This window comes from Microbulbifer mixtoriginis (SeqCode), assembly GCF_052466695.1.
In genome coordinates, this window is the sequence record NZ_CP174285.1 from 2,147,890 (window position 1) to 2,164,503 (window position 16,614).

19 protein-coding genes are annotated in these 16,614 nt (G+C 48.3%); 9 read left to right on the forward strand and 10 right to left on the reverse strand.

The genetic code is table 11. The annotated features are described in order from the left end of the window. Nucleotides 1–117 precede the first annotated feature (117 nt). A complete protein-coding gene (locus ACJJI0_RS09535) occupies nucleotides 118–903 on the reverse strand; it encodes an SDR family NAD(P)-dependent oxidoreductase (RefSeq protein WP_252085065.1) in 786 nt (261 codons plus the stop codon). Between the two features lie 430 nt (nucleotides 904–1,333). Here ACJJI0_RS09535 and ACJJI0_RS09540 point away from each other — a divergent pair, with 430 nt between their 5' ends. The 5 genes from ACJJI0_RS09540 (at nucleotide 1,334) to ACJJI0_RS09560 (ending at nucleotide 3,813) form a co-directional block, all read left to right on the forward strand. Beyond that, entirely contained in the window at nucleotides 1,334–1,840 is a 507-nt protein-coding gene (locus tag ACJJI0_RS09540; RefSeq protein WP_444885679.1) for a DoxX family protein, read from the forward strand. Between the two features lie 95 nt (nucleotides 1,841–1,935). After that, nucleotides 1,936–2,811, forward strand: a complete 876-nt coding sequence (locus tag ACJJI0_RS09545; protein ID WP_444885680.1) for an SMP-30/gluconolactonase/LRE family protein — start codon at nucleotides 1,936–1,938, stop codon at nucleotides 2,809–2,811. Continuing rightward, the gene (locus ACJJI0_RS09550) at nucleotides 2,811–3,266 is read left to right on the forward strand and encodes a cupin domain-containing protein (protein WP_444885681.1); all 456 of its coding nucleotides are present in this window, start codon (nucleotides 2,811–2,813) and stop codon (nucleotides 3,264–3,266) included. The genes ACJJI0_RS09545 and ACJJI0_RS09550 overlap by 1 nt, the downstream gene beginning before the upstream one ends. A gap of 42 nt (nucleotides 3,267–3,308) precedes the next feature. After that, the gene (locus ACJJI0_RS09555; RefSeq protein ID WP_444885682.1) at nucleotides 3,309–3,638 is read left to right on the forward strand and encodes a nuclear transport factor 2 family protein; all 330 of its coding nucleotides are present in this window, start codon (nucleotides 3,309–3,311) and stop codon (nucleotides 3,636–3,638) included. After that, complete coding sequence (locus ACJJI0_RS09560; protein ID WP_444885683.1) at nucleotides 3,622–3,813, forward strand: hypothetical protein; 192 nt, start codon at nucleotides 3,622–3,624, stop codon at nucleotides 3,811–3,813. The genes ACJJI0_RS09555 and ACJJI0_RS09560 overlap by 17 nt, the downstream gene beginning before the upstream one ends. 393 nt (nucleotides 3,814–4,206) lie before the next feature. Here the strand turns inward: ACJJI0_RS09560 and ACJJI0_RS09565 are convergent, their stop codons facing one another. Both ACJJI0_RS09565 and ACJJI0_RS09570 read right to left on the reverse strand, forming a co-directional pair. Further along, a complete protein-coding gene (locus ACJJI0_RS09565; RefSeq protein WP_444885684.1) occupies nucleotides 4,207–4,851 on the reverse strand; it encodes a hypothetical protein in 645 nt (214 codons plus the stop codon). Between the two features lie 236 nt (nucleotides 4,852–5,087). Continuing rightward, the gene (locus ACJJI0_RS09570; protein WP_444885685.1) at nucleotides 5,088–5,459 is read right to left on the reverse strand and encodes a Cif family virulence factor; all 372 of its coding nucleotides are present in this window, start codon (nucleotides 5,457–5,459) and stop codon (nucleotides 5,088–5,090) included. A gap of 114 nt (nucleotides 5,460–5,573) precedes the next feature. Here ACJJI0_RS09570 and ACJJI0_RS09575 point away from each other — a divergent pair, with 114 nt between their 5' ends. Continuing rightward, nucleotides 5,574–6,452 carry a LysR family transcriptional regulator gene (locus tag ACJJI0_RS09575; protein ID WP_444885686.1) on the forward strand — a complete coding sequence of 293 codons (879 nt, stop codon included), beginning with the start codon at nucleotides 5,574–5,576 and terminating at the stop codon, nucleotides 6,450–6,452. A 107-nt stretch (nucleotides 6,453–6,559) separates the two neighbouring features. Here ACJJI0_RS09575 and ACJJI0_RS09580 read toward each other — a convergent pair whose 3' ends face one another. Beyond that, nucleotides 6,560–7,600, reverse strand: a complete 1,041-nt coding sequence (locus ACJJI0_RS09580; RefSeq protein ID WP_444885687.1) for an AraC family transcriptional regulator — start codon at nucleotides 7,598–7,600, stop codon at nucleotides 6,560–6,562. A 215-nt stretch (nucleotides 7,601–7,815) separates the two neighbouring features. On the opposite strand from ACJJI0_RS09580, the gene ACJJI0_RS09585 reads away from it, so the two are divergent. Beyond that, nucleotides 7,816–8,319, forward strand: coding sequence for a nuclear transport factor 2 family protein (locus ACJJI0_RS09585; protein ID WP_444885688.1), 504 nt, complete (start codon nucleotides 7,816–7,818; stop codon nucleotides 8,317–8,319). A gap of 61 nt (nucleotides 8,320–8,380) precedes the next feature. Here ACJJI0_RS09585 and ACJJI0_RS09590 read toward each other — a convergent pair whose 3' ends face one another. The 3 genes from ACJJI0_RS09590 to ACJJI0_RS09600 all read right to left on the reverse strand — a co-directional run bounded on the left by ACJJI0_RS09590 (nucleotide 8,381) and on the right by ACJJI0_RS09600 (nucleotide 13,610). Next, the gene (locus tag ACJJI0_RS09590; protein ID WP_252085055.1) at nucleotides 8,381–8,992 is read right to left on the reverse strand and encodes an NUDIX hydrolase; all 612 of its coding nucleotides are present in this window, start codon (nucleotides 8,990–8,992) and stop codon (nucleotides 8,381–8,383) included. A gap of 110 nt (nucleotides 8,993–9,102) precedes the next feature. Beyond that, a complete protein-coding gene (locus tag ACJJI0_RS09595; RefSeq protein ID WP_444885689.1) occupies nucleotides 9,103–12,267 on the reverse strand; it encodes an efflux RND transporter permease subunit in 3,165 nt (1,054 codons plus the stop codon). 32 nt (nucleotides 12,268–12,299) lie between these two features. Further along, the gene (locus ACJJI0_RS09600; protein ID WP_444885690.1) at nucleotides 12,300–13,610 is read right to left on the reverse strand and encodes an efflux RND transporter periplasmic adaptor subunit; all 1,311 of its coding nucleotides are present in this window, start codon (nucleotides 13,608–13,610) and stop codon (nucleotides 12,300–12,302) included. A 102-nt stretch (nucleotides 13,611–13,712) separates the two neighbouring features. On the opposite strand from ACJJI0_RS09600, the gene ACJJI0_RS09605 reads away from it, so the two are divergent. Both ACJJI0_RS09605 and ACJJI0_RS09610 read left to right on the forward strand, forming a co-directional pair. Further along, complete coding sequence (locus tag ACJJI0_RS09605; RefSeq protein ID WP_252085052.1) at nucleotides 13,713–14,252, forward strand: NUDIX hydrolase; 540 nt, start codon at nucleotides 13,713–13,715, stop codon at nucleotides 14,250–14,252. Nucleotides 14,253–14,354: 102 nt separating this feature from the next. Then, entirely contained in the window at nucleotides 14,355–14,882 is a 528-nt protein-coding gene (locus ACJJI0_RS09610; protein ID WP_444885691.1) for a hypothetical protein, read from the forward strand. A 43-nt stretch (nucleotides 14,883–14,925) separates the two neighbouring features. Here ACJJI0_RS09610 and ACJJI0_RS09615 read toward each other — a convergent pair whose 3' ends face one another. The 3 genes from ACJJI0_RS09615 to ACJJI0_RS09625 form a co-directional block, all read right to left on the reverse strand. Beyond that, on the reverse strand, nucleotides 14,926–15,255 hold the full coding sequence (locus ACJJI0_RS09615) for a YqfO family protein (RefSeq protein WP_444885692.1): 330 nt from the start codon (nucleotides 15,253–15,255) through the stop codon (nucleotides 14,926–14,928). Nucleotides 15,256–15,334: 79 nt separating this feature from the next. Continuing rightward, nucleotides 15,335–16,189 carry a thioredoxin gene (gene trxA, locus ACJJI0_RS09620; protein WP_444885693.1) on the reverse strand — a complete coding sequence of 285 codons (855 nt, stop codon included), beginning with the start codon at nucleotides 16,187–16,189 and terminating at the stop codon, nucleotides 15,335–15,337. Between the two features lie 39 nt (nucleotides 16,190–16,228). After that, nucleotides 16,229–16,609 (reverse strand): MmcQ/YjbR family DNA-binding protein, encoded by a 381-nt coding sequence (locus ACJJI0_RS09625; RefSeq protein WP_444885694.1) that lies wholly within the window; start codon nucleotides 16,607–16,609, stop codon nucleotides 16,229–16,231. Between the last annotated feature and the right edge of the window lie 5 nt (nucleotides 16,610–16,614).

A 16,614-nucleotide genomic window follows, 5' to 3' on the forward strand; every position in this document is an offset into this window, starting at 1 on the left:
AGTTCCGGAAGGAAAAATAGCCGCCTATTATAAATAGACTTAAAGGGTTATATAGACGCTCAATCGCAGAAACCGATTGGATGCAGCACCCCTAAACCAAAAGTTGAGCAGCAAATCTCAAACCTTGGCTACCAAGCCTCCATCCACATTAATCGTTTCTGCCGTGATAAAGCGAGAGTCATCTGACGCCAAAAACACAGCAGCATTAGCAACATCGAGCGGGTATCCTGGCCCCTTCAGCATCTGCGCGGGCTCTAAGAAGTTAGTAAAGACATGCTTGCCCTCTGGAGAGGTCACCGCCTCGGTCAGTATCTGCCCAGGACGCAAGCAATTGGCTCTGATATTGTGACGTGCCCCAATTCCGGCAATATAACGAGTAAAGGCTTCCACCCCGGCTTTCGAGGCATAGTAAGAAGCTGATGGCAGGAAACTAACCTGCTCCAATTGCGTATCGGTTGGCGCACTCTGCGCAGCAAGCGAAGACACATTAATAATGGCACCACCCCCTGCGCCAATCAGGTAGGGCCAAACCGCTTTACACATCAGAAAACAGCCAGTCAGGTTGACTTTAAAAACCTCCTCCCACTCCTGTAAGCCCTCGTAGGGAAACATATTCGGCGCACCCGTCCCTGCACCGTAAAACAGGATATTGATTGCCCCATAGCAACTGATTGTCTCCATCACTGCTTGACTGACTAACTTGTTATCGGTGACATCGCAGGGGATATAAGTAGCTTCTCCGCCGGAAGAACGAATGGACTGCTCGACCTTTCGCCCCTCCAAAGCGCGGCGCGCCAAAATAGCCACCTTGGCGCCCTCCTCCGCAAAGCGATGAGTAGTCCCATCACCGATACCTTCATTACCGCCAACAACAATGGCGACTTTGTTGCTTAGTTTTCCCATAGTCGGCACTGCCAAAGTCGATAATTACTGTATTGATGAAGAGAGTACTTATAGTTAAGGAGTCCCTGAAAAATTCCGTAATACATTTGTGGACCCCTAAGGCTGTAGAGGTTAGACAAAACTCCTGGCCAATAGCCTTTGCAAGAGCTGAAACCCAGCAGTTGCAACCTTCAACATCAGCCTTCTAGCTTTCAAAGCAGCCTAAAGAATTATGAAGGAATTCCTTAATTTTAGGTTAGCTATATAAAAGCCTAGTATCACCGTGCGATATGCCAACCAACAAATCGACCAAAGAATATTTTCATGCCTCCATAAAGAACATATGAAAGACATGTAAATATACGACCGCAAGAAAACTAAGCCTCGTTAAAAGTGTGATTTCAGTAAAATAGATTAGATGCCATGGACAGAAATCAAAAGAGAAAGCTCAATGCAAATATTAATGGAAAAGCCTTATCGCAACCCCGCCGATTTACAACTAGCGCTGATACGTATTTATATTGGGCTTAACTTTACTCACCATTTTGCTGAAAAATTCGGACTTCTAGGCGCCAAGACTTACGAAGAAATCGTTCAATATTTCACAGCTATAGGTTTCTCCAGCATCATGGTAGTTATATCTGGGCTTTGCGCATTTGCCGCATTTATTGGTTTCACTTTTGGCCTATTCACTCGTTTCGCAGCAATTGGAACGTCACTTTATTTGCTCATCGCCTTGTTTTCAGGACGTCACTATCTCGCCGGCTTCAGCTGGGCTGACCATACAAGCGGCATTGTTATTAATGGTGTAGAGCAAACTGTTTATGGTGGATGGGAATACCCCTTATTTTGGTCATTTATCTGCCTATCGTTCGCGTTAACCGGTGGTAGAAAGTGGTCCTTAGATGCACATTTAAGAAAGTGCAGCTCTGCTATTATTAGATTTTTAAGCCAGTGAGTTACTGCGAAGAAAAAATTATCGGTTTTAAAAATCACAAGCGTCTAGGCGATAGGTATCTTTAGCACTGAACAACAAAATCAAAGGGTAAATCTATGCAATATAGCCTTCACCCGCTAGTTGAAACCGATGCACATGAAGGCCTCGTATGGGTCGATTGGCAAAAGAGATTATATTTCACCTCCAAACCTTCAAGTGATTATCGAACTCCATCGGCCATTCGTTATTTTGATTTTAAAGACAGGTCTATACATACGGTAATTGAGCGAAGCAATATGGCTAATGGTATGTGCCTGACAGCTGATAAAAATCACCTGCTAGTGGCTGAACAGGGATTCCATGATAGTCCTGGATGTATTAGCCGCATAAATTTAAATAGCTTTTGCCGAGAGATTATTGTTGATAACTTTAAAGGACTACCCTTTAATTCACCTAACAAGATAGTCCAAGCAAACTCCCACTTTTTCTTTACCGACCCAGATTATGGTTACTACCAGGGGTTTAAACCACAAAGCGAATTGCCCACCGGATTATACTCCTATGATGTACAAGCATCGCAATTATTTTGCCTGGGCGATGAATTTATTGTTCCTCACGGGCTTGCGCTCTCCTGCAATCAAGAAACTTTGTTTTTAGTTGATAACTGCAGTATCACAAAAGTAAAGCCTTTTTACGACCGCAACCATGAACAAATTATATTCACCCTCCAGCTCAGCTGTGGGTCAAGCAATGCTCAAACAGAAACAATCATCAAAATACCCCCACAGGGTTTTATCGATGGAATAATTATTGGAGAGAACAAACAGCTAATATTTACCAGCTTAAATAAGTTGATGACCTGTTCAGTACAAGGAGAAAACTTGCAGTGTCTCTACGAAAACTCTGAGGATATTAACTTTGTAAACATAGCAATGGCAGAGGGAAGACTTTACGCCACTTCAGATAATGCCATCTACTATCTTGAAACTTAATGAAAAATATGAAAACAAACCATAAAGCCCAGCAAAAGTACTACCACCTTTGGACAGACAAAAGTCATATTTCCAGGACAACAGAGCACTATTTAACTGGCTTTACATTAATCCAATATTCCAATCCCAATCCAGAATATCACTACAAAGATTTGCCAGAGGTAATAAACAGTGAGTTTGCCATCTTACCTCCCAGCTGGGAAAGTGATTTCCACCCAACCCCCAGTCCACAATGGGTCATTACCTTATCCGGCCGATGGAGAACAACAACAAAAGATGGGGTTTGTGTAACCTACCAACCAGGTGATGTGCACTTTGGTGGAGATTTACCGCTGAAGGGAGTGCCGTTAAATCAACAGGGTCACAAAGCGCTTAACCCATCCTCCAAAGAATCGACAAAGGTACTGATACTTTCTGTCAACACCCCTCTTTCAATTCCTGAAAGCCAGTTCTGAGCCTAAATACCATAGCTATATAGAAAGAACATATAAATCATTATGGAGGATGAGAATATTATTTTTGAACAGCTGGCAATTTTCGATTTGCTGTCAAAGTTTATTCTCACTATAGATAATCAAGACGCCAAGGTCTGTGCCTCGCTATTTACCGAAAATGGTCGCTTTGAAAACGGTAGTTTGATGATTAAAGGGCGGCAAAAACTTTATGAATACCTGCTTGTCCACAGCCGTTTGGGTACCCAACATATCACGTCTTCATATCTTTATGTTGTTTCTCTCGATAGGGCGACCGATAAGGGAAAATCAACCATAGTAGTTTTTTGCAGCAACTCGCGCGGGTTATCGCGTGGTAATGGCAGGCCAGTATGACGATGAACTTGTGAAGGTTAATGGTGAGCGGCTATTCCTGCGCCGAAGTGCCATCGCTTCTGGCTTACCTGAAGATCCAGAATTTTCATTACTCAATGCAGATCAGCAAACTGCACATGTATTAAAACCCTTATTAGATGCATGGCAGCAACTGGGCGAACCCATCAGGCATTGATGGCACCAATTGTCGAAGCCCCTATGACAGTTACACGAGCACTAGCCATACTGCAAGAATATGGAAAATCAACAAGAAAACAATGATTCAGCACCTGACCAAAACATAAATAAGATTTGCTGTATTCTATGTTTGCCCTGTGGAGAGATAATCACTTCAATCAGTATCTATCCAGTCTTAACGCAATTGGCTCTGATATTGCAATCTGCCTAAATTCAGGGAATGTAATAAATAAAGCCTCCCACACCAGCCTCAGAGGGCTAATCATTGACTAAAAATAGGGCTTCAATTGCGCATCCGTCAGTACACTTAGTGCAGCGAGTAGAAACACATTGATGATCTGCCCCCACTCACTATGCTAAGCCGCAATGTCTCGATAATAAAATAAAAGAATTAATATGCTTTAGCCCCAGCTCTGGCTATCCATGCCTTACATGCACCACAAGGAGGCCTTCTATCCGATTTCCCTTTGTGCTTATTGGGCTGACGAGCCGCAAAAATACTATTTTTGATAGATTGACTGTTTTCTCCTGATTTACGCCGCTGACTGAATGCCCTTCTCAGGCAGTCTACCTCAGCACAGGTTCGACCAAAGATATATCGGTCTACATCCAGTTCTGACGGAATAGTATTCCAAATCGTATTCGGGATATATCCTCGACTGGTTCCATTCCCTGTTGATCCTTCAAACCACTGTTCTAATACACTATCGTACATAACTGCTACCATACTCGGTGTGTTCGAACCATTTCCGCCACGGTCCCTGGCTAGTGTTCTAACTTTATTGACGGCCTGATTCCCCAAATTTTGAGCAGAGCCAGCCTTAGGTACTGTCTGAATATATTTGACATATTTTTGGCAATGCAACATTGGCCGGCGCTTAGGGGCTATCCCCTTGTAGATAGGACCAAACTGACTGATAACATTATGGGCATGGTAATAGGCATGTTCCATCACCGGAGGAGGCAACGGAGAACCGTTTTCAACCACAAAAATACCACACTTATTACACTGGAACTTATGATGATATTCTGGCATCTTGTATATCCTTTACGTTAACCCAATTTAATTAAAAACTGCTCTTTTTATTTCTCAAAGAAATCTACACACCCTTTAATTGAAAAGGCACCTCTTAGTCGAGGGTGGATCTGTTTTTGTTACATTAAATATCTATAAAATAACCATCATTAAAACTGGCCAAAAATTCTTGGCCAGCGAGCGTTGGCGATACTGCTAGTTAGCAGCGAAAATCAGAAGTATTTATACTGTTACCTTCAGCTTGGTTCTATAGCTTCAAAGTCATCCTCGCGCAGGCGCATGGTTCCATCCTCTTGCAGGACCCATAGTTCCCGAGTGATAACTCCTTGCGCATTGTTCATCTTCCACTTACTGGTAAGAACTGTTGAGGAACCATCAACTACCTCAATCTCGGTATCCTGATAAGCCACATCAGAGAATCCCTGAGCCACTAGGTTTTGCCAGAAAGCTTTTATCTGCTCCCGACCTAGAAATATACCAAACGGCCTGGCATTCATTTGAGCATTCTGTTCATACATTGAAGCGCAGCCTTCAGCATTCCCTTGATTAAAAAACGACTTCCACTGTTCGCTGGCCACAATAGTTTTCTCAATAAGTAGCTTGTTCATATCCGACTCCTCTTGATAAAGGCTTGATCTTTAACTTCCATAAGCATATTGCCCTAACGCACCGCCTGTGATAAATACACATTCAACCAAATTAGTGTTTAGTGAAATTAAACTATGAAACCCAGCCTAGAGGACATGCAGATATTTTTAGCCGTAGTTGAGGCCCGCAGCTTTACTGCCGCAGCAGACAAGCTGGTACGTACCAAGTCGGCAATTAGCCAGGCAGTGACTAGATTGGAAGAAGATCTCGGTACAAGGTTGCTTTACCGGAGCACCCGCTCGCTTTCACTGACGGAGACAGGAACCCAATTCTACGCTCACTGTCGCGAGATCCGGGATATCTACAACAACGCCCTGGCCGATTTAAAAAGTAATAACAAGGAACTCTCGGGCACACTGACAATCACAGCTCCCCACGCGCTCTGCGAGCCGGTTATAGTCCCTGCAATTAGACAGCTTAACGAGCAGCATCCACAGCTGGGGGTTCGTTTACTGGCGGATGATGCCCCAATGAATTTGATTGATTCCCAAGTAGACTTGGCAATTCGTGTAGGCAACCTGGATATGCAATCCGCCAAAGTATCAAAGCTGGGAATACTCCGGGAAAGCCTCTATGCGAGTAGAGGATATATAGAGCAACAGGGAGGAATACCTGACGATCTTACCGAATTACGCAACTGGCAACATATCATCAATGATTGGCAGGGCACCCCGGTGAAATATCAGCTGGGTAGTAAAAAAGAGATTCGAGTTATTCCCAAGATACGCTGCAACTCACTACATAACATTTTACAAATGACAACAATGAGTTTAGGGGTTGCAAGACTACCAGACATTGTTGCAGAAAAATTGGTTAGAGAAGACTCCTTAAGGCATCTAGTCACAATAGCTTCAACTCCCGTTCACTATATGCACCTTTTTTCTAAAAGGCCTCCGCCAAAGGTTCAACACTTCGTCAAGATTTTGAGAAGATTAATGTCATCTTATCACTAGCCTCCGAGTTATCTTCGACTGAGGGGCTATCGAACACAGGTAGGACCTTAGCCTTAGTATCCGATAAAATTTACTATAAATAAAAAGAAAAAACCCTACAGGCAGGGTCAACTTTCAAGTGCCAGAGTTCTTTCCCGCTCCACAAAAGAGCGCTTTACAAACTCAGAAGCGCTAAGACCCAGCTCCTCTTTGAATGCCCGGGAAAACTGGCTGGTGCCGTTAAATCCACAATTGAACGCCACCTGTAAAATACTTGCATTTTTCCCGGCTGCCAATAACTGTGCGGATGCGGCCTCCACCCTGGCACGTCTCACCAAGTTAATATAAGAGGTATTATGAAAACGCAGCGCTCTATGTAAATAGGAGGTTGAGATATCCAATGACGCTGCCAGCTGTGGCGCGGACAAATCCGAGTCACAACAGTGTTTTTGAATCAGCCTGCAAACCTGTTGAAAAATAGACTTTAAGCGACTCGGAGTTTCCGACTCCGCCTGCAAATTGCCACGACTCTCCTGGATACAGGCAATAATTAATTCGGCTATCGGATTAAAGAGAAAGCGGGAAGAAGCAAAGGTGCACCTTTGTTTGGCCTGGGGAAACAGCAAAAGATAATTACGTAATAAGAGGCCGGGACCACTGCTACCATCTATGGTCAGAGGACAGTTATCCTTGGGACCTGAACGAAACCTCTCGAGCTTCTCACGGGGAATGCGACACAATAGCGAGCGACTTTCATGAACCAAATCATGAGTAATTGTCTGCGCCAGATCAACCAAGTAGAGTCCACCGGGATTCATCGGGGTAAAATAACTCCCACGCTGTATAGCACCACGGCCAGATAAAAGATATATCAATGTATAATTGGCATACCCATCACTCAAGTGATTGCTTGCTCGATGAAAAGAATTCCCAGAGAAGCAGGCTCGAGCAAATGAATCTCCCGTTTCAGGATTGGAAGATACTGCAAATTCCCCATAATACGCGCTGTTATGATGAGACTTGAGCAACAATTCACAGCGGTAAGGTAGACCAGCCTCCATCAGCTCCTTCCAGCGGCGCCAGCGTTCATTAACTACAAAATCATCTGTCCTGGCCACCCAGTCAAAAAACGGAGTCTTATCGCGATCCATCGAAACATCAGTCTGCATGACATGCTTATCCTTAAGCTGCCCATTTATGGTATTAAGCAAGAATAATAGATTTTTGAAAGCCTCTTTGTACCCAAAAGTTATTTCGGCGGCATCCTAATTTTTTCTACACCAGGGTACAGGCTGGAGAAGCTGCACCTGTAAGTGATCTTCAGAAACACGGCTTAGGAGCTATTTTCATAAATAGTGAAGCGAAATAATCAGTGGGTAAAATGATGAATGAACTACAGCTATTCAGAGACCGATTCGCAATTAGCGACCTACTTGCTCGCTACACTTTAACTATCGATAACTGTGATGCCCGAGGTTGGGCGTCACTTTTTACACTTGACGGTCGCTTCGAGCATGGCAATCGAGTAATCCGAGGAAGAGAAAAACTAGAGCGCTATGCAGTCATCCACAACAAACTGGGTAGCCGGCATATTACCTGTTCGCCATTACATCATATTTCAGAAGATGGGCAATCTGCCTCAGGCAAAGCCACTACAGTATTTATTTTAGTGACTCGCTCTGGTTATCGCGTTGCCGTAGCCGCAGAATACCATGATGAATTAGTCAAGGTAGACGGCAGCTGGCTATTTCAATGCCGCCGTGGAGTTATTGCTAAGCTACCGAATGATCCTGATTTTCCCATACTTACTGCTGATCCCAATACTCGTGACCAGATAAGTCTTTTAGAGGATGCCTGGAAAGACTTGGGTGAACTGATATCAGATTAAAGCTACCAATATAACGAGTATCAAAAAATCCGAATCCGTGAAATATTCCTCTAGAGCAGGGCTAATTCAATGTACGTAATGGCACATCATCCCTGCGCCCAATAGAAGCGCCCAGTATTCTTACCAGGAACTCGGTTAATACTCCGGCAGTAAAACCCCAGATTTCATAGTCGCCAAACTGGTAGGCGGGTAGATAAATAGCTTGATTATCGATAGTGATTCGGTCAGTGCGGATACGGGGATCGTCAAGAAAAAACGACAAAGGCACACGAAAAATTGCATCCAGCTCACCAGGGTTGGGCCTGAGATGGGTATCCGGTGAGATCACCCCCACCCAGGGAGTGACATGTACCTGCCAGCGAGTAGTGCGCGGCCACAGAGGGCCGAGCATCCGCACCTGATTCATAGGCAGGTCCACTTCCTCTTGAGCTTCGCGCAGGGCGGTATATTGCAGGGAGGGGTCAGTGGCATCCCAACGCCCGCCCGGTAGGGAAACTTCTCCGGAATGGGTAGATAGTGTATCGGCGCGCTTAGTCAGCACTACATGGGGGTCTGGCTCTTCGGTAAGTGCAATCAACACTGCGGCATGGCCATACAATTCTGGCCCTGTTGGTACGCCAGCCTCCAGCTCTTCTATTTGCTGGGAAATTTTCTTTTCGATAATCGATAACATATCCACTTATCCCGCCTCATACAACAAAGGCTCCCTAAAGTTCATCATACTGATTCCCGGTGATAACACCGAGCTGTATACCGCAATCTCCATTTGCGGCTCCCAGCCAGTTACTGCCGCTCAGCCGAAGCTGCATCCAGCTGGGACTGGGGCGTATAGCCCCCTTTGAGCTTCTCACGAAGCGCCTGCACCAACGCGTAGTACACAGGCACCAGTAAAGTGGCGAACAGGCTGGCTGCGAGCATACCGCCAAACACGACCAACCCCAGGGAAATACGGCTTACGGCACCCGCGCCTGTGGCTACCAGCAACGGTATCACTCCGAGAATAAACGACATAGCCGTCATCAATACTGCCCGGAAACGCAGGCGGGTGGCTGAAATCGCAGACTCGGCAATAGACTTGCCTTTATCCCGTTCCACACAGGCGAATTCAACAATCAAAATTGCGCTCTTCGCCGCCATACCAATTAACAATACCAAACCGATCTGGGTATAGAGATTATTGATAGATCCTGCCAGCCACACCACCAACATGGCACCGCAAATCGCAATAGGCACGCACAAGAGCACCGCAATAGGGATACTCCAGCTCTCATACTGGGCCACCAAAAACAGGTACACAAATATTATGGCCAAACTGAACAGGATGGGAGCCAGATTGCCTGAGGTAACCTCCTGTAAACTGATCCCGGTCCATTCATAGCCGTAGCCTTCCGGCAGCCTGGAGGCCAGCTCCTCCATGGCATCCATGGCCTGACCACTGGAGTAACCCGGTGCTGGAGCGCCATTAATCGTCACGCTGTTATAGAGGTTGTAGCGGGTGATAGTTTGTGGAGCCACAACCGGCTCAATAGTGGAGACCGAGGTAATCGGCACCAGACCACCACTGTTGGCGCGCACATAGAAGCCCGCCAGATTTTGTTCGTCATCGCGAAACTGCGCATCTGCCTGGGCGATCACTCGGAATACTTTGCCATATAAATTAAAGTCGTTTATGTAATATCCGCCCAGAAAAGTCTGCAGTGTCGAATAAACCTCTGGCAACGGCACACCGAGTACGTGCGCTTTTTCTTTATCGATCTTTAATTCCAACTGGGGGGTAGCCGCCTGGAAACTGGTGAAGGCCTGGGAAATTTCCGATCGCTGATTGGCCGCACCCAGCAGATCAATCATTACTTGTGATAATTCTGTAATACTGCGCCCCTGCAAATCCTCCAGCACAAATTCAAACCCTCCCACGGTACCGATACCCGGCAGGGGTGGTATGACAAAAGGCATAATCTGTGCGTTGGGTATCTGCGCCAGTTTTTTCTGTGCCCGCTGCATAATGGCGAACTGGTGATCCTCTTCACTGGTGCGGTCATCCCAGGGTTTTAACACCGCAAACATCATTGCGGTATTAGATGAGACACTGTTGGTAAGCAGGTTATAGCCGGGCACACCCACCACATGGGCCATACCGGGTTCTTCCAATAATATGTCTGTAACCTGATTCACCACCGGGCCAGTGCGCTCCAGGGAGGAACCATCCGGCAATTGCACATGTAGCATAAACGTGCCCTGGTCCTCATCAGGGATAAAGCCAGTGGGGATACTACTAAACAACCAAAAGGCCAACAGGAAAATACCGATAACGGAGATAATTCCGATTAGCGGAATCTTTACGCAGGCTTTTACCATGCCCACATAAAAATTGGTGGAGCGATGCAGCCCTCGGTTGAAAAAACCAAATACCCCGGTCTCTTTCACTCCGGCAACTTCGCCTTCCTTACCCACTTTTAAAATACTGGCGCAAAGTGCCGGGCTCAGGGTAAGCGCATTAAGGGAGGAAATCGCGACCGACATAGAAATAGTAACCGCAAATTGCTGATACATTTTTCCGGTGATACCCGGCATCAACATGACCGGTACAAACACCGCAAACAACACCAGCGTAGTGGCAATGACCGGCCCAGTAACCTCACGCATAGACTGCAACGCAGCCTCCTTTGGCGTTAGGCCGTCACTCATCAGTCGCTGGGTGTTTTCCACCACAATAATCGCATCATCAACCACTATGCCAATGGCCAGAATCAGCGCAAACAAGGTGATGGTATTAATAGTCATACCAAACGCCAGCATCAATGCAAAAGTGCCCACCAGTGAAACAGGGATGGCAATAGCGGGGATCAGGGTGGAGCGCCAATCCTGTAAAAACAGGAAGACCACCGCGATCACCAAGATCAGGGCAATAAATAGTGTCTGCACCACCTCTTTGATAGAGGCCTGAACAAACAGAGTGGTGTCGTAGAGGATCTCTGCCTTTAGGCCATCTGGAAAACGCTGGGAAAGCTCTTTGACCTTGGCCTTGATGCCGTCAGCCACTTCAATGGCATTGGCTTCCGGCAACTGATAAACGCCGATCACTGCCGAAGCCTGGTTATCCAATTGCCCATAGGAGGAATAGGACTCACTGCCCAATTCCACCCGCGCCACATCTTTCACTTTTACCATGGCGCCATCGGGTTTGGCGCGAATAGTAATTTCCTCAAATTCCTTGGGATTCACCAGGCGCCCCTGCACCAGGATGTTGTATTGAAATTGCTGGTCCTTGCGAATGGGCGGCGAGCCAATCTGCCCAGCCGCTACCTGCACATTTTGTGCCCGTACCGCGCTGATAACATCCTCGGTGGTAACGTCCAGGGACGCCATCCTATTCGGGTCCAGCCACAGGCGCATGGCGTAATTGCGCGAGCCAAAAATAACTACGCTGCTCACACCCAATACGCGCGCCAGCTCATCCTTCAAATAAATTTCTGCGTAATTGGCTAGGAAAAGTTCATCGAATTTCTGCTCAGGAGAAAATAAGTTCACGACCAATAGCAAAGTGGTGCTTTGCTTGGAAACCACCACACCATCGCGCTTTACATCCTCTGGCAATTGCGGCGTGGCCTGCTCCACACGGTTCTGTACATTGACCTGAGCGATATCATCGTCATAACCAGATTTAAACGTTACCGTGAGACTATAAGAGCCATCGTTGCCACTGGTGGAGGACATATAATCCATGCCTTCCACGCCATTCACTTGGGATTCGATGGGCACGGCAACACTATCGCGCACAACTTCAGCACTGGCCCCGGCGTAATTGGCTGCGACGTTTATTGTGGCTGGAGTAATTTCTGGAAATTGCGCCACCGGCAATAATGGCAACGAGAGAATACCCGCAAGAGAGATCAGTATGGAGATGACAAAAGCGAAACGGGGCCGCCGTATGCAAAAGGCACTGATCATAAATTCGCTAAGCCCCCCCCATTTCAGGCGGGCTATTTATAATCATGCTCTTGTCCCTCGTATCGGTGGCGTTCGCCCTCCTCCACACCTTCAGGAAGTTCCATGTCGTCGGGGAGCAGTGTCCCCTGCCCGAAGCCTATAGGCTGTTTGGTACTTTGCTTACCTACGGGAGAAGCGCCACCGCTTGCGGGCTCTGCCGGCTTTTCTGATGCGTCGTAGGGGTTCCGCGGCGTGTTTTGAGGGGTCACTGGCTTGCCCGCAACAACCCGCTGCAAACCGTTAACGATGACCGACTCCCCAGCAACTAAACCATGATTAACCGCCCAGAGCTCCCCCTCCCGCTGCCCCAGAGTGACATAGCGTTTTTCAGCAATATTTTTCTTACCCAGCACAAAGAGGTAACGCCCCTGCATGTCCTCCAGCACTGCAGATTGCGGCACCAGCGGTTTAAGTGCCTCACTGCCGGTATACAAACGGATTGAGACCCGAGCAAATTGTCCTTGCACCAGTAGGCTGCCCGGATTGGGAAAGAGTGCGCGTACCGCTACGGAGCCGGTGTTGGGGTCTATCTGGTTATCGATAAATACAATCCTGCCCTGATAGGGGTAAAAATTGCCATCCGGTAGCTCTATACGCACATCCAGCCTCGTTGGCGGCAACCCCTCCCGGCGGCGGCGCTCGGCATCCACCTGTACGGCATAGAGTTGGTTTTCAGGAACCTCAAACAACACATAGATTGGGTCCATCTTGACGATGGTAGTGAGCGGGTCCGAATCAGGTCCCACCAGGGAACCCTCAGTGAACTGGGTACGACCAATGCGGCCGGTAAGTGGCGCGTAAATCTTTGTGTAGGAGAGGTCTAGGCGAGCACTTTCCACTTTGGCCCGATCTGCATCGACCTGTGACTTGGCCTCTTCAAAAGTGCCCAGTAATTCATCCATCTGCACCTGGCTGATAGCACCTGTAGCGACCAACTTTCGACCACGTCGATAATTGCGCTCAGCGATCCGCAGAGTTGCCTCGGCGCGCTCCAAATTGGCGCTTTGGTTATCCAATTCAGCGATAAATGGGCGCGGATCTATTTCAAATAGCAGGCGCCCTTTCTTAACCGTTTCCCCCTCTCTAAAATCACGACTCTGGATATAACCTTGCACGCGGGGGCGCACCTTATACTCATCGGTGGCCTCCACCCGGCCGACAAATTCAAAGCGCGGAATCACTGGCTGTTCTCGCACCACCAGCACCTCTACAGGAGGCGGTGGCGGTGCCTTTTGCTTATCGTCTTTGCCGCCACAGGCCGCCAAGGCGATCAGCACAAGCCAAAAAAATAAAATACGCGCCATAGTAAAGCTGGCACCGCCCTATGAACTTCAACACCTTTAACAACTATAGGCGTCAAAAAGCTGGAAGCTGGCGCTGGAATCTTGCATGGGTATACTGACGCCATGAAATTTTGTAGCCAATGCGGCAGTAATGCCGTCACATTTTCCATCCCCCAAGGCGATGACCGCCCTCGCCACCTCTGTGGCAATTGCGGCACCATCCACTACATCAACCCGCGTGTGATTGTCGGTGTTTTACCCTACCTGGAAGACCGGGTCTTACTGTGTAAACGCGCCATTGAGCCACGCCTGGGACTCTGGACCCTGCCCGCCGGCTTTATGGAAAACGGTGAAACCAGTGAAGAAGGTGCTTTGCGCGAGTCCTGGGAAGAAGCACGTGCCAGCATTCGTGTGGACGAGCTTTATTCAATTTATGACATTCCGCATATCAATCAGGTTTACCTGATGTATCGCGGAGAGCTCACCGATACGAATTTTGGCCCCGGGCCGGAGTCACTAGAAGTGTCACTATTTCGCCAGGAAGAAATCCCCTGGGCTGAAATTGCCTTCCCGATCATGCATAAAACTCTCAAGCACTATTTCACCGACACGGAGCAGGGGCAATACCAGCTGCACCGGGGCGTTATTTCGCGGAAGCTATAGTGGTAGCTGCAGCGCGAGCCAAGCTGAAGATAGTGCACTGGAAGAGGACTCTGGGTGGGAGAAGCACTCACCCACCTGGGTACATTTAAAAAGGATGTTCCAATGAAATACGCCTATATGCTTGCGGTACTGTTATTAGTAGGCGTGGGCTTACCCATGTTGATTCCCGGTCCCGATGGCAAACCGATTATGTCTCCCCAAGACTGGCTTCCCGATCAGCAGACTCTGGACACAGTTCGCCAGCAAGGCCAACGCGCCATTCAAGCGGTGAGCGACAGTACTCAGAAATCTGCCGAGCAACTGGAAACCCTGGTGGAATCCAGTGGCCTTTTGCCAGAAGAGCAACATAAACAGACCAGGGAGGTATTTAGCTGGCGGGACAGTGAGGGCAATTGGCACTTCTCTGATTCGATACCCGAGGGCCTGGATACTCATGTACGTATACATCGGATAAAACCCATCAATACCCTGCCCGCCACACCCAGCAACGATGCTCAGTCACAAGGCCCCCAGGCACAGCTATTGCAGGAGAACCGTGAGGGCGATAGCCGGATTTCACAGATTTTGAAAGAGGTTCAAGCGCTAAAAGAAAACAGTCAGCAGCGCCAGCAGGCACTGGATAACCTTTAAAGCCCTCTCTCGCGAATGGCAGGATACTGTTTATTTCCTGCCACTAGCGAATTTTGCCGCCACAACGCTCATCCAGGCGCCAAAGGTCAAAGGCCGGCTCCTCGTAAGGATGTGCCTGGTAGAGGGCTTCAAGTGCTGCATCCACAGACTCATCGGCACACGCCATCTCAACCCGATATTCCTCTACCTGCTCTATCTGCCCGGACTCACCAATAAACGGCTGACTGCCCGCTAGTGGCCGGAACTGACCGGCACCCAATACCTGCCAGCAACAACTGTCGTAGTCGCCGATTCTGCCAGCTCCGGCGTTAAACAGAGCTTGCTTGACAACTTCCAGATGACTTGAGGGTATATAGATACAGAGCTTATGCATTCTACTGATTCACTATTCAGCGGTGTATAAAGTAAAGGGGCCTTCAAGGCCCCTTTACAGTGCAATACGATTGAAACGTCTAGAACATCAACGTCATCAGCTTACGCTGATATTGGGTGGCGATGGGGTCGCCGGCACCCAAGCTTTTCACCATATCGAGAAATGCCTGCTTGGCCGCGCCATCGGCAAAATTCATATCCTTGCGCAGGATATCCAACAACAGCTCCAGGGCTTCCTCGTGACGATTGGCCTGACTGTACTGTACCGCCAGCTTATAGGCGGAATCATAATCCTGCGGGTTCTGCTCCAGGGCCTTCTGCAGCGCCTGAATCTCGGGGGTATCCGCCGCCTGTTGTTTTAGCTCCAACTGGGCCATCAGGCGCTGGTATTCCGCATCCTGATCCGCCAGCAGAATTTTGCTGAGCACGGTTTCTGCTTCCGCAGCACGGTTTTGATCGAGCAGCAACGCCGCCAGGTGTTTGGCAATATCCACCCGCTCGGAGGATTCAGCGTAAGCCTGGCGCAGCAACGGCAGAGCTTCATCCACCTTGTCCTCACCAATCAGCGCCTGGGCCTGCTGCAATTTGATGTCCCAGGGTTTGGGCAGATATTTATCGAGCATTTCACGAATCTGGCTTTCCGGCTGCACCCCGGCAAAGCCATCTACCGGCTGCCCCTCTTTGAGCAGCATAACTGTAGGTAAGCTGCGTACCCCCAGCTGGCCGGCGATCATCTGCTCGGTGTCGGCATTCACTTTTGCCAGGAGGAACTGGCCCGCATATTCATTCGCGAGCTTTTCCAAAACCGGCATCAGCTGTTTGCACGGCTCGCACCAATCGGCCCAGAAATCCACCAGAACCGGGCGATTCATGGATTCTTCAATGAGTACCTGCTGGGCGTTTTCTGCCGTTACATCGACAATAAAATCGTTCACAAACTCTCCTGAGTAATGTCTTGCTAATCTGCTGAGGTTCTAGCGGTAGAGGGTATCCGTGCCATAAGCTAGCTCAAGGGATTGCCGCTCAATTTTACGCAGCCCCTTAACCACCAGGCCATAGGAGCGATCCGCCATCCGCTCAATTTCATAATCCGGCACTGTGCCATCGAGCAATACAGTATTCCAGTGCTTCTTGTTCATATGGTAACCCGGCAGCACGCCAGGGAAGATATCCCGCAGGGCCTGAGCCTCGTCGGGATCACACTTTAAATTGGTCGCATCTACCTCGCGATAACGGCTGAGAGTCGCGAACATACGCCCCTTAATCTTGTACACCGCAACATCGGGACCAAAGGGGAAGTCCTCAATCGCCTCTGGTCGCGCAAGTAAATAACTCCGCAGTTCCGCCTTGTGCATTGTTA

What these genes read in the sequence shown, in the direction of transcription:
- ACJJI0_RS09600 (WP_444885690.1), bottom strand. Translation starts at nt 13,610, where the DNA reads ATGGCGCGTATTTTATTTTTTTGGCTTGTGCTGATCGCCTTGGCGGCC.
- ACJJI0_RS09590 (WP_252085055.1), bottom strand. Translation starts at nt 8,992, where the DNA reads ATGTTATCGATTATCGAAAAGAAAATTTCCCAGCAAATAGAAGAGCTG.
- ACJJI0_RS09585 (WP_444885688.1), top strand. Translation starts at nt 7,816, where the DNA reads ATGAATGAACTACAGCTATTCAGAGACCGATTCGCAATTAGCGACCTA.
- ACJJI0_RS09550 (WP_444885681.1), top strand. Translation starts at nt 2,811, where the DNA reads ATGAAAAATATGAAAACAAACCATAAAGCCCAGCAAAAGTACTACCAC.
- ACJJI0_RS09625 (WP_444885694.1), bottom strand. Translation starts at nt 16,609, where the DNA reads ATGCACAAGGCGGAACTGCGGAGTTATTTACTTGCGCGACCAGAGGCG.
- ACJJI0_RS09605 (WP_252085052.1), top strand. Translation starts at nt 13,713, where the DNA reads ATGAAATTTTGTAGCCAATGCGGCAGTAATGCCGTCACATTTTCCATC.
- ACJJI0_RS09560 (WP_444885683.1), top strand. Translation starts at nt 3,622, where the DNA reads ATGGCAGGCCAGTATGACGATGAACTTGTGAAGGTTAATGGTGAGCGG.
- ACJJI0_RS09580 (WP_444885687.1), bottom strand. Translation starts at nt 7,600, where the DNA reads ATGCAGACTGATGTTTCGATGGATCGCGATAAGACTCCGTTTTTTGAC.
- ACJJI0_RS09595 (WP_444885689.1), bottom strand. Translation starts at nt 12,267, where the DNA reads ATGATCAGTGCCTTTTGCATACGGCGGCCCCGTTTCGCTTTTGTCATC.
- ACJJI0_RS09575 (WP_444885686.1), top strand. Translation starts at nt 5,574, where the DNA reads ATGAAACCCAGCCTAGAGGACATGCAGATATTTTTAGCCGTAGTTGAG.
- ACJJI0_RS09615 (WP_444885692.1), bottom strand. Translation starts at nt 15,255, where the DNA reads ATGCATAAGCTCTGTATCTATATACCCTCAAGTCATCTGGAAGTTGTC.
- ACJJI0_RS09570 (WP_444885685.1), bottom strand. Translation starts at nt 5,459, where the DNA reads ATGAACAAGCTACTTATTGAGAAAACTATTGTGGCCAGCGAACAGTGG.
- ACJJI0_RS09610 (WP_444885691.1), top strand. Translation starts at nt 14,355, where the DNA reads ATGAAATACGCCTATATGCTTGCGGTACTGTTATTAGTAGGCGTGGGC.
- ACJJI0_RS09540 (WP_444885679.1), top strand. Translation starts at nt 1,334, where the DNA reads ATGCAAATATTAATGGAAAAGCCTTATCGCAACCCCGCCGATTTACAA.
- ACJJI0_RS09545 (WP_444885680.1), top strand. Translation starts at nt 1,936, where the DNA reads ATGCAATATAGCCTTCACCCGCTAGTTGAAACCGATGCACATGAAGGC.
- ACJJI0_RS09535 (WP_252085065.1), bottom strand. Translation starts at nt 903, where the DNA reads ATGGGAAAACTAAGCAACAAAGTCGCCATTGTTGTTGGCGGTAATGAA.
- ACJJI0_RS09555 (WP_444885682.1), top strand. Translation starts at nt 3,309, where the DNA reads ATGGAGGATGAGAATATTATTTTTGAACAGCTGGCAATTTTCGATTTG.
- ACJJI0_RS09565 (WP_444885684.1), bottom strand. Translation starts at nt 4,851, where the DNA reads ATGCCAGAATATCATCATAAGTTCCAGTGTAATAAGTGTGGTATTTTT.